At 33.5% G+C, this 25,224-nt stretch carries 22 protein-coding genes; 13 read left to right on the top strand and 9 right to left on the bottom strand.

Features of this window, described 5'->3' with window-relative positions:
• The gene (recJ, locus tag E9099_RS07640; RefSeq protein WP_136583074.1) at window positions 1-1,692 is read right to left on the bottom strand and encodes a single-stranded-DNA-specific exonuclease RecJ; all 1,692 of its coding nucleotides are present in this window, start codon (window positions 1,690-1,692) and stop codon (window positions 1-3) included.
• Window positions 1,693-1,739: 47 nt separating this feature from the next.
• Complete coding sequence (locus E9099_RS07635) at window positions 1,740-2,159, bottom strand: OsmC family protein (protein ID WP_101015663.1); 420 nt, start codon at window positions 2,157-2,159, stop codon at window positions 1,740-1,742.
• A 60-nt stretch (window positions 2,160-2,219) separates the two neighbouring features.
• Here E9099_RS07635 and E9099_RS07630 point away from each other — a divergent pair, with 60 nt between their 5' ends.
• Window positions 2,220-2,810, top strand: a complete 591-nt coding sequence (locus tag E9099_RS07630; protein ID WP_136583073.1) for a carboxymuconolactone decarboxylase family protein — start codon at window positions 2,220-2,222, stop codon at window positions 2,808-2,810.
• A 58-nt stretch (window positions 2,811-2,868) separates the two neighbouring features.
• On the opposite strand, the gene E9099_RS07625 is transcribed toward E9099_RS07630, so the two are convergent.
• From E9099_RS07625 to E9099_RS07605, 5 genes are all read right to left on the bottom strand, one after another.
• Window positions 2,869-3,441, bottom strand: a complete 573-nt coding sequence (locus E9099_RS07625) for a uracil-DNA glycosylase family protein (protein ID WP_136583072.1) — start codon at window positions 3,439-3,441, stop codon at window positions 2,869-2,871.
• A gap of 14 nt (window positions 3,442-3,455) precedes the next feature.
• A complete protein-coding gene (locus tag E9099_RS07620) occupies window positions 3,456-3,800 on the bottom strand; it encodes a HopJ type III effector protein (RefSeq protein WP_136583071.1) in 345 nt (114 codons plus the stop codon).
• A gap of 15 nt (window positions 3,801-3,815) precedes the next feature.
• Complete coding sequence (gene rsmI, locus E9099_RS07615) at window positions 3,816-4,490, bottom strand: 16S rRNA (cytidine(1402)-2'-O)-methyltransferase (RefSeq protein WP_136583070.1); 675 nt, start codon at window positions 4,488-4,490, stop codon at window positions 3,816-3,818.
• 97 nt (window positions 4,491-4,587) lie between these two features.
• A complete protein-coding gene (locus E9099_RS07610; protein WP_136583069.1) occupies window positions 4,588-4,971 on the bottom strand; it encodes a DoxX family protein in 384 nt (127 codons plus the stop codon).
• A gap of 50 nt (window positions 4,972-5,021) precedes the next feature.
• Complete coding sequence (locus E9099_RS07605) at window positions 5,022-5,753, bottom strand: hypothetical protein (RefSeq protein ID WP_136583068.1); 732 nt, start codon at window positions 5,751-5,753, stop codon at window positions 5,022-5,024.
• A 121-nt stretch (window positions 5,754-5,874) separates the two neighbouring features.
• Between E9099_RS07605 and E9099_RS07600 the strand changes: the two genes are divergently transcribed.
• The 12 genes from E9099_RS07600 to E9099_RS07545 all read left to right on the top strand — a co-directional run bounded on the left by E9099_RS07600 (window position 5,875) and on the right by E9099_RS07545 (window position 21,855).
• On the top strand, window positions 5,875-6,522 hold the full coding sequence (locus tag E9099_RS07600) for a thymidine kinase (RefSeq protein ID WP_136583067.1): 648 nt from the start codon (window positions 5,875-5,877) through the stop codon (window positions 6,520-6,522).
• Window positions 6,518-7,624 carry an alanine racemase gene (gene alr / locus E9099_RS07595; protein ID WP_136585156.1) on the top strand — a complete coding sequence of 369 codons (1,107 nt, stop codon included), beginning with the start codon at window positions 6,518-6,520 and terminating at the stop codon, window positions 7,622-7,624. The genes E9099_RS07600 and alr overlap by 5 nt, the downstream gene beginning before the upstream one ends.
• A 96-nt stretch (window positions 7,625-7,720) precedes the next feature.
• A complete protein-coding gene (gene mscL / locus E9099_RS07590) occupies window positions 7,721-8,125 on the top strand; it encodes a large conductance mechanosensitive channel protein MscL (protein ID WP_101015674.1) in 405 nt (134 codons plus the stop codon).
• 148 nt (window positions 8,126-8,273) lie between these two features.
• Complete coding sequence (locus E9099_RS07585; RefSeq protein WP_136583066.1) at window positions 8,274-9,263, top strand: aspartate-semialdehyde dehydrogenase; 990 nt, start codon at window positions 8,274-8,276, stop codon at window positions 9,261-9,263.
• A 125-nt stretch (window positions 9,264-9,388) separates the two neighbouring features.
• Window positions 9,389-11,560: a prolyl oligopeptidase family serine peptidase gene (locus E9099_RS07580; RefSeq protein ID WP_136583065.1), complete on the top strand. Its 2,172-nt coding sequence runs from the start codon at window positions 9,389-9,391 to the stop codon at window positions 11,558-11,560.
• A 98-nt stretch (window positions 11,561-11,658) separates the two neighbouring features.
• Window positions 11,659-12,903, top strand: coding sequence for a hypothetical protein (locus E9099_RS07575; RefSeq protein WP_136583064.1), 1,245 nt, complete (start codon window positions 11,659-11,661; stop codon window positions 12,901-12,903).
• Between the two features lie 141 nt (window positions 12,904-13,044).
• Window positions 13,045-13,452 carry a hypothetical protein gene (locus E9099_RS07570; RefSeq protein ID WP_136583063.1) on the top strand — a complete coding sequence of 136 codons (408 nt, stop codon included), beginning with the start codon at window positions 13,045-13,047 and terminating at the stop codon, window positions 13,450-13,452.
• A 152-nt stretch (window positions 13,453-13,604) separates the two neighbouring features.
• Window positions 13,605-14,687, top strand: coding sequence for an efflux RND transporter periplasmic adaptor subunit (locus E9099_RS07565; protein WP_136583062.1), 1,083 nt, complete (start codon window positions 13,605-13,607; stop codon window positions 14,685-14,687).
• A 25-nt stretch (window positions 14,688-14,712) separates the two neighbouring features.
• On the top strand, window positions 14,713-17,964 hold the full coding sequence (locus E9099_RS07560; RefSeq protein ID WP_136583061.1) for an efflux RND transporter permease subunit: 3,252 nt from the start codon (window positions 14,713-14,715) through the stop codon (window positions 17,962-17,964).
• On the top strand, window positions 17,957-19,405 hold the full coding sequence (locus E9099_RS07555; RefSeq protein WP_136583060.1) for a TolC family protein: 1,449 nt from the start codon (window positions 17,957-17,959) through the stop codon (window positions 19,403-19,405). Before E9099_RS07560 ends, E9099_RS07555 begins: the two co-directional genes overlap by 8 nt.
• 72 nt (window positions 19,406-19,477) lie before the next feature.
• On the top strand, window positions 19,478-20,386 hold the full coding sequence (locus E9099_RS07550) for an ABC transporter ATP-binding protein (protein ID WP_136583059.1): 909 nt from the start codon (window positions 19,478-19,480) through the stop codon (window positions 20,384-20,386).
• 44 nt (window positions 20,387-20,430) lie between these two features.
• Window positions 20,431-21,855 (top strand): SH3 domain-containing protein, encoded by a 1,425-nt coding sequence (locus tag E9099_RS07545; protein ID WP_136583058.1) that lies wholly within the window; start codon window positions 20,431-20,433, stop codon window positions 21,853-21,855.
• A 27-nt stretch (window positions 21,856-21,882) separates the two neighbouring features.
• On the opposite strand, the gene E9099_RS07540 is transcribed toward E9099_RS07545, so the two are convergent.
• Both E9099_RS07540 and E9099_RS07535 read right to left on the bottom strand, forming a co-directional pair.
• Window positions 21,883-22,401, bottom strand: a complete 519-nt coding sequence (locus E9099_RS07540) for a hypothetical protein (protein WP_136583057.1) — start codon at window positions 22,399-22,401, stop codon at window positions 21,883-21,885.
• 22 nt (window positions 22,402-22,423) lie between these two features.
• The gene (locus E9099_RS07535; protein WP_136583056.1) at window positions 22,424-25,219 is read right to left on the bottom strand and encodes a hypothetical protein; all 2,796 of its coding nucleotides are present in this window, start codon (window positions 25,217-25,219) and stop codon (window positions 22,424-22,426) included.
• Window positions 25,220-25,224 lie beyond the last annotated feature (5 nt).

Genomic DNA, 25,224 nt, shown 5'->3' with positions numbered 1-25,224 from the left:
TTACTCCTTTAAATCTCTTAATTTTAGTTGTAAAGACACATTGCCTTGCCAATGGTTTTCATCCACAGAATAGACTGCTTTAAAACGTTTTCTGTTTTTTATAAGATTTAATTTATCACCTAAATTAAAACCAATGCACACAAATTTTTCTCTACCAGATTGGGTCACTGTGCATCTAATATGTTTATCATCCTCTCCAACACATTTTCCATAACCCGTATCTTTCAACGCTTCGGTCATAAAAATAGGCGTCATATTTCCTGGTCCAAAAGGCGCAAACTGTTTAACAATACGCCAAAATTTATCGTCAATTGCACTCAGTTCTAAAGTGGTATCAATTTTAATTTCTGGTGTTAGTAAATTTTTATCTATGGTTTTAGAAACCTCATCTTCAAACGCTTGTTTAAAAGCTTCGTAGTTTTCTTCTTTAAGCGTTAAACCTGCCGCATACATATGCCCTCCAAACTGTTCGATATGGGCACTACAAGCCTCCAAAGCGTTATAGACATCAAACCCAGAAACAGATCTGGCAGACGCAGCTAATTTGTCTCCACTTTTAGTAAACACCAATGTTGGTCTGTAATACGTCTCTATTAATCTTGAAGCGACAATCCCAATAACCCCTTTGTGCCAATCTTCTTGATACACTACGGAGGTAAGTCTTTGTTCTTCTTTGTTTTCTATGATTTGCGCTAACGCTTCAATTGTAATTGTTTTATCCGTTTCACGTCGGTCAGAATTAAATTCTTCAATTTCTTCAGCATAGGTCACGGCTGTAGCAAAATCGACTTCCGTTAATAAGTCTACCGCATATTGCCCATGTTTCATGCGTCCTGCCGCATTAATACGTGGCGCAATAGTAAACACAACATCTGTAATAGTTAACGTGTCTTTTTTAAGCTGATTGATAATCGCTCTAAATCCAGCTCTAGATTTTTGATTGACCACTTTTAAACCATGATAAGCTAAAATCCTATTTTCCCCAGTAATGGGAACAATATCTGCACCAATTGCAGTCGCTACTAAATCTAAATACGGAAGTAAATCAGCAATAGTTTGACCATCTTTTCCCGCTAAGGCTTGGATTAATTTAAATCCAACACCACAACCACATAACTCTTTATAAGGGTAATTACAATCGGCTTGCTTAGGGTCCAAAACCGCCACCGCATCTGGTACAATAGCACCCGGTCTGTGGTGATCACAAATTATAAAATCTATGTTTTTTTCTTTCGCATAAACGACTTTATCTACCGCCTTTACTCCACAATCTAATGCTATAATAAGACCAAAATCATTGTCCTCCGCAAAGTCAATTCCTTGATAAGAGACGCCATAACCTTCGCCATACCTATCAGGAATATAAGTCGCAACTAAAGGTGTTTTTGTTTTTAAATACGATGACATTAACGCAACTGAGGTCGTACCATCGACATCATAATCGCCATATACCAATATATTTTCATCATTAGCAATAGCGTGCTCTATTCTCACCACAGCCTTATCCATATCCTTCATTAGATACGGATCATGTAAATGGTCTAAGCTAGGTCTAAAAAAAGATTTAGCATCCTCAAAATTTTCAATACCTCGCTGCACTAAAAGAGATGCAATGGGTGCATCAATTTGCAAACTATCTGCTAAAGATTTAACAGTTTCAGGATTAGGTTTTGGTTTTAAGGTCCAGCGCATGTAATGAATTTAGAATAAAAATTAAACTCTTTTCTAAGTAAATACGATTACTTATTATGAAAATGCACATTAGTTTTAACTTCCGCAAATCGTCTAAACATCTCCATAACACCACAGTATTTTTCAACTGATAATTGTACTGCTCTATTTATTTTTTCTTCGTTTAAATCGTCACCAGTAAAATGATAATCTAAAATTACGGTATGATAATATTTAGGATGCTCGTCAGTTAACAAACCTTCAACTTCCATTTTTAAATCATAGCTATTAATTTTCATTTTATCTAAAATAGACACAACGTCTAACCCAGAACAACCCGCTAAGGATGACAACATTAAGGCTTTAGGAGACAATCCTTCACGCGCTTTACCTTCTACATCTGTATCCATTAAAACATGGTGACCACTTGGGTTATCAGAATCGAATAACATGTTTCCTTTCCAATTGGTTGTAATTTTATGCGACATAATTGAATATTTTTTCGTTTATTGATATCAATCAAAAATACTACTTAAAAACAAAAAACAATGCCTTTAATAACACCTTTAACAGCAGATCACGATTTAGAAACTAAAGAACTGGCAACATTCTTTAACGAGACCCTTGGATTTTGTCCAAATTCGGTTTTAACCATGCAACGTAGACCCGCTATTAGCAAAGCCTTTATCAATTTAAACAAAGCGGTTATGGCTAATGAAGGTCGTGTAACCTCAGCTTTAAAACGAATGATTGCATGGGTAAGCAGTAATGCTACAGGTTGCAGATATTGTCAAGCGCATGCCATTAGAGCTGCTGAGCGTTATGGCGCAGAGCAAGAGCAATTAGATAACATATGGGAATACCGCACACATGCTGCTTTTAACGCCGCAGAGCGTGCTGCTTTAGACTTTAGTTTAGCTGCTAGTCAAGTACCGAATGCTGTTGATGGCGACATTAAAGCGCGTTTACACGAACATTGGGACGAAGGCGAAATTGTAGAAATGCTTGGTGTAATCTCTTTGTTTGGATACCTAAACAGATGGAATGATAGTATGGGAACAACTTTAGAAGAAGATGCTATTGATAGCGGAAACCAATACTTAGGTAAACATGGTTTTGAAGTTGGAAAACACGTGTAATTAAAGCTTATTTATAGTTATTATAGATCAAAAACCTTACTAGAAATAGTGAGGTTTTTTATTTTAAAATTTGCTTTACAACCTGCTGCAATTCTGGTACAATAGTTAACTCAAACCAAGGGTTTTTACTACGCCAAAAACGATTGGTGGGCGATGGATGCGGTACAGGAAAGTATTTTGGCAAGTAAGCTTTATAATCGCCAACGGTTTCTGTCAACGTACGTTTTGCTTTATCTTTTAAATAATACTTTTGCGCATAGGCACCGATAAGTATCACCAACTCTACTTTTGGCAGCTGTTTTAGTAGTGCCTCATGCCACTCTGGAGCACATTCTTTTCTTGGTGGCAAATCTCCCGCTTTACCTTTGCCAGGATAACAAAACCCCATAGGCATAATGGCAAAATTTTTAGGGTCATAAAAATCCGCATCACTTACCCCTAACCATTGCCTTAACTTTTTACCGCTTTGATCATCCCAAGGGATTCCAGAATTATGGACTTTAGTGCCTGGCGCTTGACCAATAATAATAATTTTAGAATCTTTATGAGCTGTTACAACCGGACGTGGACCTAATGGCAAGTGCGCTTTACAAATAGAGCATTGCGATATTTTACCTAGAAGCTTTTCCACTAATTGTTATAGACTTATTTTTTAGCTAACGGGTATTGATTAAAACTTAAACCTTCAAAACCGGTATTAATAAAGTTTCTGATATTTTGATGACCTGTTCCATTGGGATCGTTTAAAACCTCATCAAAATAATACTGTCCAAAACAGGCCAGCGTTTCGGTTTTGGATAAAGCTTCTGCTTTTGCAAAAGCAAATACTTTACATGATCCCGAATTTTCTCCTTCAGCATTTTGCAACAAACCATTTGTAAAAGCTGATGGTGTAAAATCAAAATACGTGTCCACTACTTGCATAGTTTCCGCGAAAGCGATTGTACTTGGTGTGTTTTTTAATTTTAATTTAAACGTTGTAATAGTCATCGTTATGTATTAGTTCTATTTACTTTTCCCGCCTACCACAATAACAATTTCGCCTTTAGGTGGCTTGTTGGTGTAATGCTCTAAAACCTCTTTTGCGGTTCCGCGAATCGTTTCTTCGTATAATTTAGTTAATTCTCTAGACACAGAGACAGGTCTATCTTCTCCAAAATACTCACAAAAATGACCTAATGTTTTGATTAGCTTGTGTGGACTTTCATAAAAAATGATGGTTCTAGTCTCTTCAGCTAATAATTTTAATCTTGTTTGACGCCCCTTTTTTACTGGCAAAAAACCTTCAAAAATAAATTTATCATTTGGGAAACCACTATTTACTAATGCAGGCACAAAAGCAGTTGCTCCTGGCAAGCAGTCCACCTCAATATTATGCTCTATACAAGCTCTAGTTAATAAAAAACCTGGATCAGAAATAGCTGGTGTACCGGCATCACTAATTAACGCAATGGTTATTCCACCTTTTAATTTTTGCACCAAATTACCCACCGTCTTATGCTCATTATGCATATGATGGCTTTGCATTTGCGTACCGATCTCGTAATGTTTTAACAACTTCCCAGAGGTACGTGTGTCTTCTGCTAAAATTAAATCGACGTCCTTTAAAACTTCAACAGCTCTAAATGTCATGTCTTTAAGGTTTCCAATTGGCGTTGGAACTATATATAATTTACTCATATTTTAACTCAATAAGAACCCGAAATTTAAAATCTATTCGGTGCTCTATTATTACTTTACAAATTTATGATTGTTATAAACCTAAAAGCGTCTTTAATTATATTACTAATTTATTTTTTTGACGCACACCTTTACCCAAGAAGTAAGACACTAACACTATAAAAATAGTATAAAAAGACATTCCAAAAAGACCATGTCCGGCATCATAATGCGCAACCGTAGCTAATATCACATCAAAGAAGAAGCCTGCATAGGCCCATTCTGTTAGCCAAGCACTTTTACGCCACAAAATCATTATCACTCCAAGGACTTTAATAATAGCCAAAGGAATTACAATGTAAGCTGGATAGTTTAAGCTTTTAAAATAACCTTCTATCATTGCTGTATTAAAAAAATACATTTGAGCCGAATACAAAAACATGGCACAAACCAAAATAGTACTAACCCAATATAATATGTTTTTTATAGATGTTTGTTTCATGTAATTATTGTGTTGTTATTAAATTATTTAGGGAGATATTACTATTTAAGCTACTCAAATCTAGTCCCAATAATTGCCATAAAACGGATTTCATACTCTTCCTTTCCTTGCCAATTATTATACTCCGGTTTAACGACATTATTAATTAAATGACTTGCTTCATCTAAAGAAGATGAGGTGTTTAATTGTGATAATACTCTATTATAATCATCAGCCTCTCCACCAAACAAGTGTTTAATAAAGGCTAACTTATCATTAAGCCCAATATTTAAACCCGATTTTAACTTATCGTTCAAACTCTTTTTCTCATTGGCTTCAGACATTGACACAGGTTCAAAAACAGGAATGTCATCAAAACCAGCCGTAATGTTTTCAAAATCATTTTTATTGTAGTCTTGCTCAGGAATAACAGAGGCAATCAACTCATCAACTTGATGTGTTTCATCCGGCATTTGAGCAACTATATCCTTAATTTTCTCCATTAATGGCTCCATTATGCCATCATCTTCCTCATCATCAAGATTAATATAAGTTTTATTATCTACTTCTATATTATCACTTATTTTATTATTAAAAGCAGAGTCTAACATATCAAAAAACGAAGAGTCATTACCTATGGTTGGTAAAGCATCATCCAGATTTTCGCTTGCAAACTTTAAAACCGTTAGCTTTTCATACAAAGCAGCAACTTCTGCATGCATTTGGTTAACATCCTCTTTACCACCTAGCTTTAGAATCCTATGGGCTATACTCATTAATTCTGATTCTAATTTCTTCTTCATGGTTTTATTTTTTTTTTATAATTTTTGAATTTATTGCAAGTTAGCCTTTTGATTTTTAATAAATTTGACCCACCTTTATATAAAACGTAAACACATTACGTTTTAGCGCTAAATTTACAAAATGTTTCTCGAAAATACAGTAAATCAAAAAGAACAATTTGGATGGATTGAAGTCATCTGTGGATCAATGTTTTCTGGTAAAACAGAAGAGTTAATCCGTAGGCTTAAACGTGCCCAATTTGCTAAACAAAAAGTTGAAATCTTTAAACCAGCTATTGACACACGTTATGACGAAGAGATGGTTGTGTCTCACGATTCTAACGAAATCAGATCGACTCCCGTACCCGCAGCCGCAAATATTCCAATATTAGCAGACGGTTGTGATGTGGTTGGTATTGACGAAGCACAATTTTTTGATGACGAGATTGTCAGAGTGTGTAACGACTTAGCTAACAAAGGTATTCGTGTTATTGTTGCCGGATTAGATATGGATTTTAAAGGAAACCCTTTTGGTCCAATGCCTAATTTAATGGCAACTGCCGAGTATGTCACAAAAGTACATGCTGTCTGCACGAGAACAGGAAACCTAGCACAATATAGTTTTAGAAAATCTGCAAATGATAACCTTGTATTATTGGGTGAAACAGAAGAATATGAGCCATTAAGCAGAGCTGCATATTATAAAGCGACTATGCGCGAAAAAATCAAAGACATTAAAGTGCAAGATGCCGAAGAAGTTGATCAAAAACTGAATGCCAGCAATGATTAATAAGGCTCAAGAAACTGTTTTAGAAATAGATTTAAATGCCTTAAAACATAATTTTGAGTATTTAAAATCTAAACTCTCCGGAAACACAAAATTTCTAGCTGTCGTAAAAGCATTTGCTTACGGTAGCGATGCTGAAGAGGTTGCTAAATATCTTGAAACATTAGATATTGATTACTTTGCGGTCGCGTATACTTATGAAGGTGTTGCACTGCGTGACGCAGGTGTAACCACTCCTATCTTAGTATTACACCCACTACCTGTTAGTTTTGATACAATTATAGAACGCTGCTTGGAGCCTAGTTTATACTCCAAGCGTCTGTTAAATCTTTTTATCGCTTCCGCTGAAGCACATAAGCAATACAACTATCCTGTTCATTTAAAATTTAATACAGGACTAAATAGACTAGGTTTTGTAGCAGAAGATATTCCCGAAATTGCAGAAACACTATCTAAATCCGAAGCCCTAAAAGTACAAAGTCTGTTTTCTCACTTAGCAGAAAGCGAAGAACTGGACCATCCAGATTTCACCTTAAAGCAAATAGAATGTTTCAATACAATTTATAAAAAAGTATATACTTACTTAAATTATAAACCATTCCTTCATTTATGTAATACTTCAGGACTACTAAATTATCCTCAAGCACATTTTGATATGATCAGAAGCGGTATAGGATTATACGGTTTTGGAAACGACCCAAAATTTAATAAACACTTACAACCAATAGCCACTTTAAAAACTATTATCTCTCAAATTCATCATTTAAAAAAAGGAGAAAGCTTAGGATACAATAGAGGTTACATCACTAAAAAAGATATCATAACAGCGACATTACCAATTGGTCATGCCGATGGTATTAAAAGACAATATGGTAATGGCCATGGTTTTGTAACCATAAACAACCAAAACGCATACATTTTAGGAAACGTCTGTATGGACATGATTATGGTTGACGTGACCAATATTGACTGCCAAGAAGGCGACGAAGTCATTATTTTTGACCCAAATCACACCGCTGAAGCTTTAGCTGAAAATGTAAACTCAATCTCATATGAACTACTTACCGCTGTATCTCAACGGATAAAACGTGTAATTTGTCGATAATTTAATAGTCAATAGACTTTAATTTTCTGTTTTTTGTTAAAATTTTAACTAAATTAGTAGTTATTAATACAAACTAACATTTAAAATAGAAAGATTATGCTTAAAGAATTTAAGAATTTTATTATGACAGGTAACGTAATTGATTTTGCAGTTGCTGTAATTATGGCTGGAGCTCTTGGAGCAGTTATAAATGGTTTCGTTTCTAAAATAGCTATGCCTCTTATTGGTTTAGTCACTGGTGGAGCAAGTTTCTCTGACCAATTTTGGACACCTGGAGACCAAGTCTTTGCCACTGTTGCTGCCGCTAAAGAAGCAGGTGTTGCTGCTGTAGAATATGGTGCGTGGATCGACACAATCATAAGCTTACTAGTTGTTGGTTTTGTAATGTTCTTAATTGTAAAAGCATATAACAAAACTAAAAAACCAGTTGAGGCTGCTGCACCTGCAGGACCATCTGATAATCAATTATTAATGGAAATCAGAGACGCTTTAAAAAAGTAATCTAAATTCTGTTATTATCATCAAAAACCGATTTTAAATTTAAAATCGGTTTTTTTATGCCAAATTTTTACGAAAAAATTAATACTTTTTATATTAGTTCTTTACTCAAATACCCTAATTTTATCACTTAATTTAATAAGTATTTATTATGAAAATAGCTTTAGTTGGAGCAACTGGAATGGTTGGAGAAGTGATGCGTAAAGTATTAGAAGAAAGACAATTTCCTATTTCAGAATTTATTCCTGTAGCATCAGAACGTTCTGTAGGTAAATCAATCTCATTTAATGGTAAAGATTACACGATTGTAAGCTTACAAGATGCCGTAAATGCTAAACCGGATATTGCTTTATTTTCCGCTGGAGGAAACACCTCATTAGAATGGGCTCCTAAATTTGCAGAAGTTGGCACAACGGTTATCGATAATTCTTCTGCCTGGAGAATGGATCAAAGCAAAAAATTAGTCGTACCAGAAATTAATGCTGACCAATTAACAAAAGACGATAAAATTATAGCTAACCCAAATTGCTCTACCATACAAATGGTAATGTGCCTGGCACCGCTTCATAAAAAATACAAAATCAAACGTATTGTTGTTTCAACTTACCAATCTATTTCTGGAACAGGTGTAAAAGCTGTGCAACAATTAGAAAATGAATTAGCTGGAATTAAAGGAGAAATGGCCTACCCTTATCCTATATTTAAAAATGCAATTCCACATTGTGATGTCTTTGAAGACAACGGTTACACAAAAGAAGAATTAAAATTAGTTAACGAAACTCAAAAAATACTAAACGACAAAACAATCGCTGTTACTGCAACCGCTGTAAGAATACCGACTGCTGGAGGACATAGCGAATCTGTAAATATTGCTTTTGAAAATGATTTTGATCTAACAGAAGTTAGAGAATTGCTAAGCCAAACAGACGGTGTAGTTGTGCAAGACAATACAGATGTTAACACCTACCCAATGCCTCTATATGCTAATGGCAAAGACGATGTTTTTGTTGGTCGTATTAGACGTGATTTATCTCAAGAAAACACAATTAATATGTGGATAGTTAGTGATAACCTGCGCAAAGGTGCCGCAACAAACACAGTACAAATCGCAGAATATTTAGTGAAAAATAAATTGGTTTAACAAAATCAAAAAGCTTACCGTAGTCTTTTGCAGCGTCACGCCTGAAATCTTAAAAAGTGCTTGTTAATTTTAAACAAGCACTTTTTTGTTTAAATTTATGGTCGCAACCAAAACGTATTTATAACATGAAAAAAATAGCACTTTGCCTATTAACCCTTTCCGTAATTATGTCGTGTAAAGAAGTAGAAAAACAACAACCAATAAAAAGAGATATAGTCGTTGACTATCCTGACGCTAAAAAAGCAGATACAGTAACCAATTATTTTGGAACGGACGTAAAAGACCCATACCGATGGTTAGAAGATGATAGAAGTGCAGAAACTGAAGCTTGGGTCAAAGCAGAAAACAAAGCCACACAAACATACTTAGACAATATACCTTACCGAAAAGCACTTAAACATCGTCTTGAAAAATTATGGAACTACGAAAAAATTGGTGCTCCTTTTAAAGAAGGAGACTATACTTATTTTTATAAAAACGATGGGTTACAAAATCAATATGTTATCTACAGATACAAGACTGGCGAAGACCCGAGCACAGCAACTGTCTTTTTAGACCCAAATACCTTTAAAGAAGATGGAACTATTTCTTTAGGTGGGACAAGTTTTTCCAAAAACGGTAAAGTTCTAGCTTATGCGATATCTGAAGGCGGTAGCGACTGGCGTAAAATTTTAGTAATGGATATCGAGTCAAAAACAATTGTTGAAGACACTTTAGTAGATATCAAATTTAGCGGAATGTCTTGGTATAAAAACGAAGGGTTTTACTACTCCAGTTACGACAAACCTGAAGGTAGCGAGTTGTCTGCAAAAACAGATCAACACAAAGTGTACTATCATAAATTAGGAACACCTCAAAAAGAAGATGAATTAATTTTTGGTGGTAAGGCTTCAGAAAAACACAGATATATTTACGGATCAGTAACAGAAGATGACCGTTACTTAATAATTTCTCCTCGTGTTTCAACCTCAGGAAACAAATTATACATCAAAGATTTAACGCAACCAAATTCTAAATTAGTAGAAATTATTGATAATACAGATAGTGATACTTATGTTATCACAAATGAAGGATCAAAATTGTTTTTGGTAACAAACCTTAACGCGCCAAACAAAAAAATAGTTACTGTTGATGCATCTAATCCTACTCCAGAAAACTGGGTAGATTTTATACCAGAAACTAAAAATGTTTTAAGCCCATCAACAGCTGGTGGATACTTTTTTACTGAATATATGGTTGACGCCGTATCTAAAGTAATGCAGTACGATTACGATGGTAAATTAGTTAGAGAAGTAAAACTTCCAGGTGTTGGAAGTGCAGCTGGTTTTGGCGCTAAAAAAGAAGAAAAAGAGTTATACTACTCGTTTACAAACTATGTCACACCAGGAAGTACGTATAAATTTGAAATAGAAAGTGGAACTTCAGAATTATTTCGTAAACCAGATATCGATTTTAACCCTGAAAACTACGAAAGTAAACAAGTGTTTTATGCCTCAAAAGATGGCACAAAAGTACCAATGATAATCACTCATAAAAAAGGTATTGAACTTAATGGAAAAAATCCAACAATTCTTTATGGTTATGGAGGTTTCAACGTAAGTTTAACACCTAGTTTCAGCATCGCTAACGCGGTTTGGATGGAACAAGGCGGTATTTACGCTATCCCTAATTTACGTGGTGGTGGAGAATACGGAAAGGCTTGGCATGATGCAGGAACACAATTAAAAAAACAGAATGTATTTGACGATTTTATCGCTGCTGCAGAATACCTTATTGACCAAAAATATACATCATCAGACTTTTTAGCAATTCGTGGTGGATCAAACGGTGGTTTATTAGTTGGAGCAACGATGACCCAACGTCCAGATTTAATGAAGGTTGCTTTACCAGCGGTAGGTGTTTTAGACATGTTACGTTATCACACTTTTACTGCAGGAGCAGGCTGGGCTTATGACTACGGAACTGCCGAAGACAGTAAAGAAATGTTTGATTATTTAATGGGATACTCGCCTGTACATAATGTAAAAGAAGGTGTGCAATATCCAGCAACAATGGTAACCACGGGTGATCATGATGACAGAGTTGTACCGGCACATAGTTTTAAATTTGCTGCCGAATTACAAGCTAAACAAACAGGAAATAATCCAACGTTAATACGTATCGAGACGGATGCTGGTCATGGCGCAGGAACACCGGTTAGCAAAACTATAGAGCAATACGCAGACATTTATGGATTTACACTCTTCAATATGGGCTTTGATGTTTTACCGACTGAAATAGAAGATTTTAAAGACTAAAAACAACTACTTTAATAAAACAAGGTGACTAACATTTTCTATTAGTCACCTTTTTTTATATTTGCCAAAACCTAAATTAATCGAAATTTTAAAACCAAATGAAAAAAACAATCTTAATAGCATGTGCAGTTCTTGTAGGACTAATAATGAATGCCCAAAAAGCGGATGTTAAAACTCACGATATTAAAGTCACTTTTGAACAACCAGAAATCCTAAAGGGTACAAAAACATACAGCTACACTATTCAAGACGACGGTAAATACTGGAATTATACTCCTACTGAAGCAAACCCAACAATAGCATCCAATACAGAAGGCATTAATTTAAGCGGGTTAGCGCGTGTTGAAGACAACGCAGACTTACAAATAATTGTAGGGTTTTTAGGAAATCAACTATCAAAAAGCCCAGGATTACTTGTTTTACAAGGATCTTACCACATCATAGTTTTAAATAAAGACAATAAAATACTTTTAACTATAGACGATACAGTAACCAATAATGTTTCAGCAGCTGATAGCCAATACACAAACAAAAGTAAAAATGCAATAAAAGCATTAATTGTTACAGACTACGTAGAAAAATTACTTAAGGAATATGAGCACCTGTTTTCTGGAAGTGCTGATTTAAAAATTCCGTTTGGAATATTCAAAAAAACAAAGGGTGGTGCAGCCGAAAGCTTCAATACAAGTTCACAACCGCTAATAGACTCAATTGTAGATAACAGTAGTGATATTGCTACAATAGACAAAGCTATTGCTTTATGGACAGCACAATTAGATGTTGATTTTGGTAAAAAAGTTAAAGACAAAATAAAAAACAGGGTTATTTATGCCAACCTAACTTCTGCTAATCTATTAAAAAAAGATGTAGATGCTGCTAAAAGTTATTTTGAATTGGTTAAGGAAAATACCGGCTTTTTTGACACTTGGACGTCAAGTTACAAGCCTGCCTTTAATCGTTTTGAAAGTTCAAACATACTAGAAAACGACAGTTTAATAACTTTAAACATCACTCCAAAAAGCACTTATCTGATAACAATACCTGCAGGACAATACACTTACAAATCTAAAGACCCTATAAGCTACTCGAAAATAGAGATCCAAAATTTTGTTCCAAATATTAAATCTGGTATGGCGTCTTTAGACTCTAAAGTAAAACCAGAAATTTATATTTACGAAAATGATGTCAAAACATTACGTCATTTTGGAGATGGAAACAACACGATACTTACTGAAAATGGCGAAGAAATTATATTCAAAGTTTACAAGGGAGAATATAAACCCTGTCTAAAACAAGAGGACGGTACCTACAAAATATACAATAGTAATACAGTTATCGAATAATCATTAAACCAACTTTATATTACAGAGTCGCTCTAAATCAGAGCGACTTTTTTATTAATATACTTTTCTTCTTAAAGAACACTTAAAAAACAATCTTTATTTTGGTAGTATTAGTCAATTGGTATAGTTTTGCATTCGTAAATGAACAAAACAGTCACTAAATATTTATCGTTAATAACGCTCTTGTTATTAACAGTAGTCACTAACGCACATGCATATACTGCAATTGACGCGGACTACACTTTAGATGACAGTCATGACTCTAAAACTTCAATTGACAGTCATTTAAATAACTCTTCTCATTTTTCTATTCAACAAAACGAGACAGTCGAATTATTTTTTGATTACACGGAAGCCGAAGAAACAGAAAACGAAGAATCTGTTTCTACTACAATTAAAACGTTCAGTAGTTATATTTTAACCTTTTCTGAGGCTCAATTATTAAGCGATCTATCCTCTAAACTTCAAAAAGAGGTTAACAGTTTTACCCATACGTTTTGTCAACCTTCGACAAAGCTTCATGTTAGACTATCAGTTTTCATAATCTGATAATACTTTCTTTTTTTGCAAATCAATTTTCTATCGATTTGCTATTACATCACACTAAATTAATATAACACAAATAGCCACACCTATGCTCTATTTACAAGGCTTGGCTACAATCACATTTTATTTTACCAATTTACTTCAAATAAAAAATTATGAAAAAAATCTTCATTTTCATGGGTTTATTCGCATGTCTATTTCATACAAGTTGCGAGACTAAAAAAGAAAAAAAAGAAGAGCATGTTGCTTTTCTTGTTACAAATCCTATTAAAAAAGACACCACTATAACCAAAGATTACGTTAGCCAAATACACTCCATAAGACATATAGAAATAAGAGCTTTAGAGAAAGGCTATTTAAAACACATCTCTGTAGACGAAGGGCAACATGTTAAAAAGGGGCAAGCCATGTTCCAAATTATGCCTAACATTTATCAAGCCGAATTACAAAAGGCTAAAGCCGAAGCTAACGCTGCAGGAATAGAATTAAAAAACACAAAACTCTTAGCCGATGGAAATGTCGTGTCACAAAATGAATTGGCTATGGCAAATGCTAATTTAGACAAAGCTAATGCTGAAGTCTCTTTAGCACAAACACATTTAGGCTTTACTAGAATTACAGCGCCTTTTGATGGTATTATGGATCATCTAGAAGCGAGAGAAGGTAGTCTTTTAGATGAAGGCGAATTGCTAACTACGCTTTCTGACAACAGTAAAATGTGGGTATACTTTAACGTACCAGAAGCAGAATATCTAGATTATATTACCAGCGCAGACAAAGACGTTAAAAAAGAAGTTGGCCTATTAATGGCGAACAATAAGGAGTTCAACCAAAAAGGAATTGTAGAAACTATTGAAGGAGAATTTAATAGCGAGACAGGAAACATTGCTTTTAGAGCAACATTTCCTAATCCAGATGGTATTTTAAGACATGGTGAAACAGGTAGTATTTTAATGCGTGTTCCTTTTAAAGATGTTATTATAATTCCTCAAAAAGCAACGTTTCAAATCTTAGATAAAACCTATGTTTTTGTAGTAAACAAAGACCATGTTGTTAAGCAAAAAGAAATTACTATTGGTGCAGAATTACCTCATCTATTTATTGTCAACGAAGGACTTACCGAAAACGACACTATTTTATTAGAAGGTATTAGAATGGTTAAAAACAACGAAGAAATAGAAACGAAGTTTTTAGAACCAAACAAAGTAATGTCTGAGTTAGACTTATACGCTGAATAATTTTAGAATTTAATCTACAAAAGACATGTTTAAACAATTTATAAAAAGACCCGTTCTGGCTATTGTCATTTCGGTTATCATCCTATTTTTAGGAGGACTTGCCATTAAGCAACTCCCGATATCACAGTTCCCACAAATAGCACCTACAACCGTAAATATTTTTATTGCCTATCCAGGTTCTAGTTCAGAAGTATTAGTTAACTCAACATTAATACCATTAGAAACAGCCATAAATGGTGTGCAAGACATGCGCTATATTGCCTCTGATGCCACTAGTGCTGGTGAAGCAACCATTCGTGTAATTTTCGAGCCAGGTACAGATCCAAACGAAGCAGTCGTTAGGGTAAAAACACGTGTGGATCAAGTGATGCCACTACTACCCGAATTAGTGCAACGTGAAGGTGTTATTATATCACCTGTGCAACCTAGTATGTTGATGTACGTCAATCTATCTAGTTCAGATAAAAACAATGACGAGAAATTTTTGTACAACTACGCCTACACCAAAGTTATACCAGAAATACAACGTATTAAAGGAATTGCCAGTGCACAAATTTTAGGAAGTAGAAAATACGCTATGCGTGTTTGGTTAAAACCAGATCGTATGCGTGCTTATAATATTTCGGCAGAAGAAGTTTTAGAAGCCATGGAAGAACAAAGTATTCTTGCCAGGCCAGGTCGTTTAGGTCGAAGCTCCGGGATGACCTCGCAATCTTTAGAATATGTATTAACCTATGAAAACCGTTATAACGAACCAGAACAATACGAAGAGATTATTATCCGCGCCAATAAAGAAGGTGAAATTATTCAATTAAAAGATATTGCCGACGTAAAACTAGGGAGCGAATTTTTTGATATTTATTCTAATTTAGACGGAAAACCATCTGCATCCATCGTATTAAAACAAACGTTTGGGAGTAATGGTAGTGATGTTATTGATGCTGTAAAAGAAAAATTAAAAGAATTAGAAGTCGAACTTCCTCCTGATGTAGACTTTCAAATTAGTTATGATGTTTCTAACTTTTTAGATGCGTCTATAGAACAAGTATTACACACGCTTAGAGATGCTTTTATATTAGTTGCTCTTGTGGTCTTTTTATTTTTAGGAGATTGGCGTTCGACGTTAATTCCAATTATAGCTGTACCAGTTTCGTTAATTGGAGCCTTTTTTGTGATGCAATTATTTGGGCTGTCCATTAACTTAATAACCCTATTTGCTTTAGTACTCGCCATTGGTATTGTCGTCGATAATGCTATTGTCGTCGTGGAAGCCGTCCATGTTAAAATGGAGGAAGAACACCTCACACCCTACAAAGCGTCTTATGAAGTTTTAGGCGAAATTGGTGGCGCCATTATAGCTATTACATTGGTTATGGTTTCGGTATTTATACCCATTTCTTTTATGTCAGGCCCTGTTGGTGTTTTCTATAGACAATTCTCTATCACAATGGCTGGTTCTATTGTTATTTCGGCAATTGTAGCCTTAACGTTAACACCTGTTTTATGTGCTATTTTACTTAAAAACAATCATGGAAAAGCAAAAAAATCGCTAATCGATAAGTTTATTAATTGGTTTAATAATGGTTTCGAAAAACTAACCGGAAGCTATGTTAAAATCCTTAATAAAATTGTAGCCAGACGTATTGTAACCTTTGGAATATTGATTGCTTTTTGTGTCGGAATTTTTGTAACCAACAAAGTGCTTCCTGCTGGATTTATACCCAATGAAGATCAAGGGATGATTTATGCTATTATCCAAACACCTCCAGGAGCCACGTTAGAACGCACTAATGAAGTTGCTAAAAAACTTCAAAAAATTTGCGAAGAAACGGAAGGCGTACAATCGGTATCCTCTTTAGCGGGTTATGAGATTATGACCGAAGGTCGCGGATCTAACGCCGGAACCTGTTTAATTAACCTAAAACCGTGGTCTGACCGTGAACATTCTGTACACGAAATCATGGAAGAGCTGGAAGAAGAAACTAAAGATTTAGGAGCTGTTATTGAGTATTTTGAACCACCTGCTGTTCCTGGTTTTGGATCTTCTGGAGGATTTGCTATGCGTTTATTAGACAAAACAAACTCTACAGATTATCATCATTTTGAGGAGATCAATAATAGCTTTATTGAAGCCTTATCTAAACGTAAAGAGCTAACGGGTTTATTTACTTTTTTCTCGGCAAATTATCCGCAATACCAATTAAAAATAAACAATAAAATCGCCATGCAAAAAGGCGTTAGTATTGGTAAAGCAATGGAAAATTTAAATATTTTAATTGGTAGTACTTACGAACAAGGATTTATTCGTTTTGGTCGCTTCTTTAAAGTATACACGCAAGCAGGACCAGAATACAGACGTTTACCATCTGATTTAGAAAAACTTTTTGTTAAAAATGAAGAAGGTGAAATGGTACCATATTCTGCATTTATGACCATCGACAAAAAACTAGGCCCTAACGAAATTACACGTTATAACCTTTACAACTCTGCCTCAATTAGAGGTTTACCTGCACCAGGATTTACCAGTGGTGACGCAATAAATGCCATTAAAGAAGTTGCTGCAAAGGAACTTCCTAGAGGGTATGATATTGCATGGGAAGGCTTGTCTTACGACGAAGCAAGTAGAGGTAATGAATCTACTTATATTTTTATTATCGTATTAATTTTTGTCTATTTTGTTTTAGCTGCACAATACGAAAGTTTCTTATTACCATTTGCTGTAATTCTATCCCTACCTGTTGGTGTTTTTGGATCGTTTTTCCTATTAAAATCTATGGGATTAGCCAACGATGTATACGCCCAAATTGGTGTTATCATGCTGGTCGGGTTACTTGGTAAAAACGCAGTATTGATTGTAGAATTTGCAGTACAAAAACAACGGGAAGGTGCAACCATACTCGAAGCAGCAATTGAAGGTTCTCGAGCAAGATTTAGACCTATTTTAATGACGTCCTTTGCTTTTATCGCAGGATTAATTCCGTTAATTATAGCAACAGGAGCAGGTGCAATTGCTAATAGAACCATTGGTAGTTCTGCATTAGGAGGAATGCTTATTGGTACACTTGGCGGTGTGTTAATCATTCCTGGTTTATATTACATTTTCGCAAAAATGGCTGAAGGAAAAAGTCTTATTAAAGACGAGTCTCATGAACCATTATCTGAAGAGTTTATAAGAAATCATGAATCCGCTGGTCAACAAACAAAAGAGAATACTGAACAAATAAGTAAACTGAAAAGTCTATTTAAAAAACTAAGTAAAAGAAACAAAGATGAATAATATAAAAAAACATATTAAGATTACAAAGCACTATGCAGTTGGTGTTTTAACATTAGTTTCCTTGTATTCTTGTGTCCCAACTAGAAACGTTAGAGAAGAAAACAAAACGGTTCCTGAGCAGTACGAAAGCCAAACAGCAGACACCACTAACACTGCTAACATAGAATGGAAAAACTTTTTTTCGGATGCTAATTTAGTCGCTTTAATAGACACTGCATTAGTTAACAATCAAGAGTTAAACATGATGCTGCAACAAGTAGATATGGCAAAAAACGAGATACAAGCCAAAAAAGGTGAGTATCTTCCATTTGTTAGTGCTTTTGCTGGCGCTGAAGTTGAGAAAGTAGGAGAATATACTAGAAATGGTGCAGTAGAAAAACATCTAGACATTCGTGAAGGTGAAGAATTTCCAGAACCATTAACTAATTTTTCAGCAGGACTTACAGCTTCTTGGGAACTTGATGTTTGGAAAAAACTGCGAAACGGAAAAAAAGCAGCAGTTTTAGAATATTTAGCTTCAGTTGAAGGTAAGAATTTTATGGTAACACAATTGGTAACCGAAATCGCCAGTTCATATTACGAGCTGATGGCACTAGACAATCAATTGGGAATTATCGAACAAAATTTAGAAATTCAACAACAAGCTTTAAAAATGGTAAAACTTCAAAAAGAAGCCGCCAGATCAACATTGTTAGCCGTAAGACGTTTTGAAGCCGATGTTTATAAAAACCAGAGCAACAAGTTTCTAATTCAACAAAAAATAGTGGAGACAGAAAATTTGATTAATTTCTTAGTTGGTCGTTATCCACAAACCATAACTAGAAGTTCTAACAATTTTATAACCACCACAGTGGATGCTATGTCTTCTGGAATCCCTGCTCAGTTACTAGCTAATCGTCCAGATATTAGACAAGCAGAATACGAGTTGTCTGCTTCAAAATTAAATGTAAGTGTTGCAAAAGCTAATTTTTATCCTTCAATTGGTCTTAAAGCCGGTGTTGGATTAGAAGCTTTTAAGCCTAAATACTTAACAAGCACTCCAGAATCTTTATTATACAATTTAGTTGGAGATGTGGTAGGCCCTTTAATTAATAGAAATGCGATTAAAGCAGAGTATAAAAATGCTAATGACAGACAACTGCAAGCTGTTTTTGAATACGAAAAAACCATTTTAAATGCGTTTATGGAAGTTCAAAATCAACTGTCTAATGTAGATAATCTTAAAAAAAGTTATCAGCTTAAAGAAGACCAAGTACAAGCACTTACAGAATCTATAGAGTTATCTCTTAGATTGTTTAGATCTGCAAGAGCAGAATACACAGAAGTGTTGCTAACACAACGCGAAGCATTAGATTCTAAAATAGAAATTATAGAAACTAAACGCGACCAATTACTAGCTAACGTAAAACTATATCAAGCTTTAGGTGGTGGTTGGAATTAACCCAAACTCTTTTTTTTCAAAATTTAAAAACCGCTCTAATTATTGAGCGGTTTTTTTAGTTATTTTTGTTTTATGCTTGAAGTTAAAAACCTTACCTTTTCTTATAATAAAACACCTGTTTTAAAAGATATTTATTTCACTGCTAATCAGGGTGAAAATGTTGCCATTATTGGCGAAAGTGGCTCAGGAAAAAGCACTTTATTAAATCTTATTTTTGGTGAATCCGACTTAAATCAAGGCCAGATTTTTTGGAAATACGAAGAAATTTTAGGACCAAAATATAATTTAGTTGTTGGTTACGAATTTATGAAATACGTCTCCCAAGAATTTGATTTAATGCCTTTTATAACCGTCGAAGAGAATATAGGCAAACATCTTTCAAACTTTTTTCCAGAAGAAAAAAAAGAACGCACCGCAGAGCTTCTAGAAGTCGTAGAGCTTACAGAGCTTGCTAAATCTAAAGTAAAAACATTAAGTGGTGGACAAAAACAACGTGTCGCATTAGCACGTGCTTTGGCAAAACAGCCAGAAATTATTTTATTGGACGAACCATTTAGTCATATTGACAATTTCCAAAAACAATCGCTTAGACGCAATGTGTATAGATACCTAAAAGACAAAAACATCACCTGTATTGTTGCAACACACGACAGAGAAGATGTTTTAGGTTTTGCAGACAGAATGATTGTTTTGTATGACAATCAAATTGTTGTTAATGATAGCCCAGAAAATTTATTCAAAAATCCTGAAGCACCATTAATAGCCTCGTTTTTTGGTGAGTTTAACATCATTAACGACTCGATAATTTATGCTCATCAATTAAAAATGGTAACACATTCTGAGCTTAAAGCGACTGTAATACACTCCTATTTTAAAGGACACTATTATTTAATTGAAGCTTTATTAAATGATGACATTGTGTTTTTTGAACACCATTCCAAAATCGAAAAGTCAAACACAGTCTTTTTAAACATCAATTAATACTGTCCAAAACAATCACAAACAACACCTACCCAAATATAATTATGAGAATTATTCTTCCTTTGATGCTTATTTTATCTTCAATGTCATTCTCCCAAATCAAATATCAAGTTAAAGCAAGCAATGGCTTAATCATTAGATCACAACCAACTACAAAATCAGAAAAAGTAGGCAAATTAAACTACAAAGACACTGTAATTATTAAACTAAATAACATCAAAAATGCTGACACCATTCCAGACAATAATTACAAAATAGCCGGACATTGGATAAAACTAGATACAGGTTATGTTTTTGACGGTTTTTTAAAAGAAATAAATAGTGGTGGTGACCATAAACTTAAAAATAAATTTTACGGCGACATTAAATCCGTTAGGAACTACAATGTTAGATATCATTATAAAAAATCAAAGGATAGCTTATATAAAGGAAAAACAGATTATGGTCGTAAATCTGTTTTTGACAAACGCGGGAATTGTATTGAAAAATACTCAAGTTATAACAGTAAAGACACCATGACTTTAAACTACCAATATAAGTATGACAAAAACAATAACTTAATATTGGAAAACAATTTTATTGGCGACAAAATCTATTCTACAGAAACCTATACTTACAATAAAAAGGGACAAAAAACAGAAAAAGAAAAGGTAGTTAAAGGTAAACCCTATTACAAATGGATATATACTTATGACAAAAAAGGAAACCAAATAGAAGAGGAAGATTATTATTATGATAGGATGAGAAGCAGACGTTGGGTTTCAACTTATGATGATAATAACAATAAAATAAGCACTAATTATTATAATTATCACCAAGAGCATGATGCAACCTATGATTATACATACGACAATGCTAATAAGCTTTTAAAAGCTACTAAAAAGACGATAAGCACTAACACCGTAGTACCGAATGAAGAATTTATTTTTGAAAAATTCTCAGACTATAATAAAACAACACATAACGACTATAATAAAGACGGGATACTAAAAGAACAAAACATAAAAACTTACAATAATAACGGAATCCTTCTAACCTCCGAAATAGTAGAAAAAAAACATACAAAAAGTGAACTTGAAGCCTTCCTTTCTGGCACTGTACAAAACGACAATAGATCGATAACCACATACAATTTAAACGGTGACTATATCAAGAACGAAACCTTTGTTTTTAAAGATGGTAAAGAACTCTTGACAAATTATAACATCTACAAACCTAATTATATGGAACGTATTTATATTGACCACAACGATAACTCTATTGATAAAACTACTTTTTTTTATGACTACAAAGGCAATAAAATAAAAGAAATAAGCTATTACAGTGATGGCGAAAGAATCTATTCTACTACAACTTATAAATACCTATTTGACGGACGAAACAATTGGATTGAGAAAAGAGAATATGATGATAATATATTAAAAAGAGTATATGTAAGAGAAATCACTTACTGGTCTAAACATCATTAATTGATTTAAAATTCAGAATTAAACTAATTATTTTGTTTTAAAGCGCATTACAATTAGCTCTCCCTCCTTAAAATCAATTAAAATTCGTTTTGAGGGTATTCCATATTCAGCAAGAACAGATGAATAGTCATCTAGATTTAAGTATATCTCTTTTATATTATCATTATCAAAATCTTGAACAACAAATTGTGGATATGGTTGATCTAACATTTCTAAATTTTTAACTTCTTTTGGAAGATAAGGAAAATCAATTTCCAATTTTGGATAATCTATCCACTTACTTTTGGACGAAAGCCAAATTCTCATATGATAATAAGAATGAGCCCCACCATTACTTATAAACTCTATAACATCAGTATATTTATCGTTGTCAATATCCCACAAATCAGCATAGTGATAAGTTAAAATAGTCATTTCTAAGTCCGAATCATACTTGTAAATCGCATATTCTTCATCCGGTATTTTCACAACAGAAATAGAATCTATTTGACTAAAAGCATTTAAATAACTTAATCCAGACAACACTATAAAGATGATTTTTCTCATTGAGTACAAAAATTAGGTTTAATTAAAATCTTTTTTTACTTACTAATTCATCCATTTTATAAACCTCTTTTTTTTCTAACTCATGGTTATCAGAAGCATACGTACTGTAATGCAACCAATCGCCATCTTTTTTATCGTTTACATAATACCCTGTTTCCATTGGGATACCGTATTCATTAAGCCTTTGGTATAGCCCATTTTTTACTAAAACCTCACCTTCTTGGGTATAGTGTTGAATTAATTGTGGCAATCCAAAGGCACCATTATATTCTGTTAATACCATTTTATCTATACTCGCATCATACAGCCAGGTTTGATAAATATCGTAATTATCATAAAAAACATACTTGTTACTCTTTAATACAGTGTCTTCGATTAATTCGACAATAAATAATTCTGAAATATCACCAGAACCTGGTTTATAATCATATCGTTCAAATTTATTATCATAATCCTCATAACGCTGAACACCAAAAGGCTTACTGTTTTTAAATTGCGAATGTTGTTGGAAATACCCCCAATGACTACGTTTTTTTACAATGTTGTAATCTTTATATTTTTTATCTTTTAAATCAATATCTACTTTGTAGGGTAGTCCATTTTTTTCTTCAACAGTATACAATAATGAACCTTTTTTAGTTTTACCCTTACTGGTATAAAAACGACTATCTTCTATAACCGGTTTTTTATCTTTATAGACTATTTCACTTTCCAATTGCCCATTAGGATAATAAAATGATGCTTTCCCTTCTTTATAATAATAATGCTCTCTATGGTCCATCATTTTACCATTTATATAATAAAGCGTTAAGGCTCCTGTTTGTTTTCCTTTATCATAATTCTCTTTTCTAAGTAAGTTTCCATTTGGATAATAATAAGACCATTCGCCCTGCTTTTTCGCATCTAAAACAGCACCTTTTTCCACCAAAGTTTTACCTTTCTCTGTTATAATATACTTTTTTGTCTCCCCTTCTAATCGTCCCTCATTATAATTAAATTCTTGAATTACTTTAACGGGCAGCTTCTCTTTATTAACAACCTGCCAAACACCGGTTAACTTTCCGTTTTCTATTTTCCCATAACATCGACTTAAATAATATAATGCTAAGGGCTCAAATTTACTATTAAAAGATGCTGATAACCTAAAATCATCTTTAGACAAACAATAATAGCCATCTTCAATAATTTTAGATTTGTATAACACATTATTTTCAGCATTTAATTTAATATCACGACTATTTCTATACATATAATCAATACCTTCAAATGTTATTTTGTTATGCTCTGTGAGCGCTGTATTAGATATATAATTATTAAAATGCTTACTGTTTTTATCAGAACTCATATAATCGCTATACGTCGATGATTTTCCTTCTGTAAAAGCCAAAAAATTATTATTATCCCCTATTTGTGTGTTGTTTAAATGAATTTTTCCCACGGTTCCAGACTCGTGATTAAAAAAATAGGAAGAATCTACAGATGTGTTTCTTATTATGCTTGTGTCATAGATATATATTTTAGGATCAACTACCGTAAAAAAATAAGATCTCACTTTATTATCTTCTATATCAGAGTTGGATATATTTACATAACTTGAATTTACATTTCGCATAAATCCATTTTTAAAATAGTTAGATTTTACAGTAACATTATCAAAGGATAAAGAATGATCAATATCCTCACCATAACTCGTGCTATATATAGAATTAAGGGTATTATTATGTATTAAACTATTTGTTATACTGACACTACTATTATCAGTATCATCGTATCTATCCATATACACTAACCCTCCCATGTCTTTACTATTAACAAAGTAACTATTTTGTATAGTAACATTAGATCCATTAATACAATATATGCCATCATTGGAAATTTGATTAAAACGGCTATTATTAAAAAAAACACCATTAGATTCTTTAACCACAGTTGCTGCATTATTAAATGCATTTACTTTAAAATTATTAAAATGAATGGCTTTACTATTTGTTATCCTAACAACGGTATAACTTCCAAAACCTTCACCCCGTTGGACCACGTTAGAGGTATCGCCTTCAATAATTATATTATCAAAAAACAAGTTTTTACAATTGGATATGCTTAGTTGTTCATCATTATACAACCTTTTAATAGTTGTAAATGTTTTAGCGCCCTTAATAATTAAATTATCATAACCATGAAAAACCAAAAAAGGCGTCTCCTTACCTACAGCATACCCTTGCTTATCGGCTACTTTGTTTTCTAAAGATTGAATATATTCATGATATGAATTAAAAATAACTTCTAGATTTTTTTCAGTTTTAAAATAAGTTTCAAAATCTAGTGCTTTCGCAGTGATAGATATGACCCTATTGGAAGCTAAGGCTTTTAAAAATTCTTTTTCATTGGCAACAAAAACAGTATCTCTACTAATCTCAGGATACTCAAATGTATTTTTAAAACTAATGTTTTCATCTAAAATGTAACCTATTTTTTTACTGCCTGTTGCATCAAAAAAACTAATTTGAAGCCATTGCTTAACAGTTTCTGGTTGCGAATAATCATATTTCCCTGAGTATGAAATCAAATTAAATGTATCATTCCTGTTTATTTCTCCAATTTTTTTACCTAACAAAGGCGCTGCATAAACTGTTGCCGCTTTAGGTCCATAATAATACGAATCATTACGTGTTTTATTTAATTCACCTGGCTTAGAAACCTCATCCATACTGACCTCATCAATAAAAACCTCGTTAAGAGTCTTTTCTTTTTCGTCTTTACAAGAAGACATGAGCACGAGAAAAAGCATGTAATATAAAACGTTAATTTGTATCTTCATTTAAA

The organism is Psychroserpens sp. NJDZ02, assembly GCF_004843725.1.
Classification (GTDB): domain Bacteria; phylum Bacteroidota; class Bacteroidia; order Flavobacteriales; family Flavobacteriaceae; genus Olleya.
The sequence above is the reverse complement of the archived record's forward strand: the minus strand, read 5'-3'. Positions and strand labels throughout refer to the sequence as shown.

Coding starts and splice junctions, on each gene's coding strand:
- rsmI (WP_136583070.1), bottom strand. CDS start 4,490: ATGAGTAAATTATATATAGTTCCAACGCCAATTGGAAACCTTAAAGAC.
- E9099_RS07555 (WP_136583060.1), top strand. CDS start 17,957: ATGAATAATATAAAAAAACATATTAAGATTACAAAGCACTATGCAGTT.
- E9099_RS07630 (WP_136583073.1), top strand. CDS start 2,220: ATGCCTTTAATAACACCTTTAACAGCAGATCACGATTTAGAAACTAAA.
- E9099_RS07560 (WP_136583061.1), top strand. CDS start 14,713: ATGTTTAAACAATTTATAAAAAGACCCGTTCTGGCTATTGTCATTTCG.
- E9099_RS07600 (WP_136583067.1), top strand. CDS start 5,875: ATGTTTCTCGAAAATACAGTAAATCAAAAAGAACAATTTGGATGGATT.
- E9099_RS07575 (WP_136583064.1), top strand. CDS start 11,659: ATGAAAAAAACAATCTTAATAGCATGTGCAGTTCTTGTAGGACTAATA.
- E9099_RS07535 (WP_136583056.1), bottom strand. CDS start 25,219: ATGAAGATACAAATTAACGTTTTATATTACATGCTTTTTCTCGTGCTC.
- E9099_RS07570 (WP_136583063.1), top strand. CDS start 13,045: ATGAACAAAACAGTCACTAAATATTTATCGTTAATAACGCTCTTGTTA.
- E9099_RS07540 (WP_136583057.1), bottom strand. CDS start 22,401: ATGAGAAAAATCATCTTTATAGTGTTGTCTGGATTAAGTTATTTAAAT.
- E9099_RS07580 (WP_136583065.1), top strand. CDS start 9,389: ATGAAAAAAATAGCACTTTGCCTATTAACCCTTTCCGTAATTATGTCG.
- E9099_RS07620 (WP_136583071.1), bottom strand. CDS start 3,800: ATGACTATTACAACGTTTAAATTAAAATTAAAAAACACACCAAGTACA.
- E9099_RS07585 (WP_136583066.1), top strand. CDS start 8,274: ATGAAAATAGCTTTAGTTGGAGCAACTGGAATGGTTGGAGAAGTGATG.
- mscL (WP_101015674.1), top strand. CDS start 7,721: ATGCTTAAAGAATTTAAGAATTTTATTATGACAGGTAACGTAATTGAT.
- E9099_RS07545 (WP_136583058.1), top strand. CDS start 20,431: ATGAGAATTATTCTTCCTTTGATGCTTATTTTATCTTCAATGTCATTC.
- E9099_RS07550 (WP_136583059.1), top strand. CDS start 19,478: ATGCTTGAAGTTAAAAACCTTACCTTTTCTTATAATAAAACACCTGTT.
- E9099_RS07605 (WP_136583068.1), bottom strand. CDS start 5,753: ATGAAGAAGAAATTAGAATCAGAATTAATGAGTATAGCCCATAGGATT.
- recJ (WP_136583074.1), bottom strand. CDS start 1,692: ATGCGCTGGACCTTAAAACCAAAACCTAATCCTGAAACTGTTAAATCT.
- E9099_RS07635 (WP_101015663.1), bottom strand. CDS start 2,159: ATGTCGCATAAAATTACAACCAATTGGAAAGGAAACATGTTATTCGAT.
- E9099_RS07610 (WP_136583069.1), bottom strand. CDS start 4,971: ATGAAACAAACATCTATAAAAAACATATTATATTGGGTTAGTACTATT.
- E9099_RS07565 (WP_136583062.1), top strand. CDS start 13,605: ATGAAAAAAATCTTCATTTTCATGGGTTTATTCGCATGTCTATTTCAT.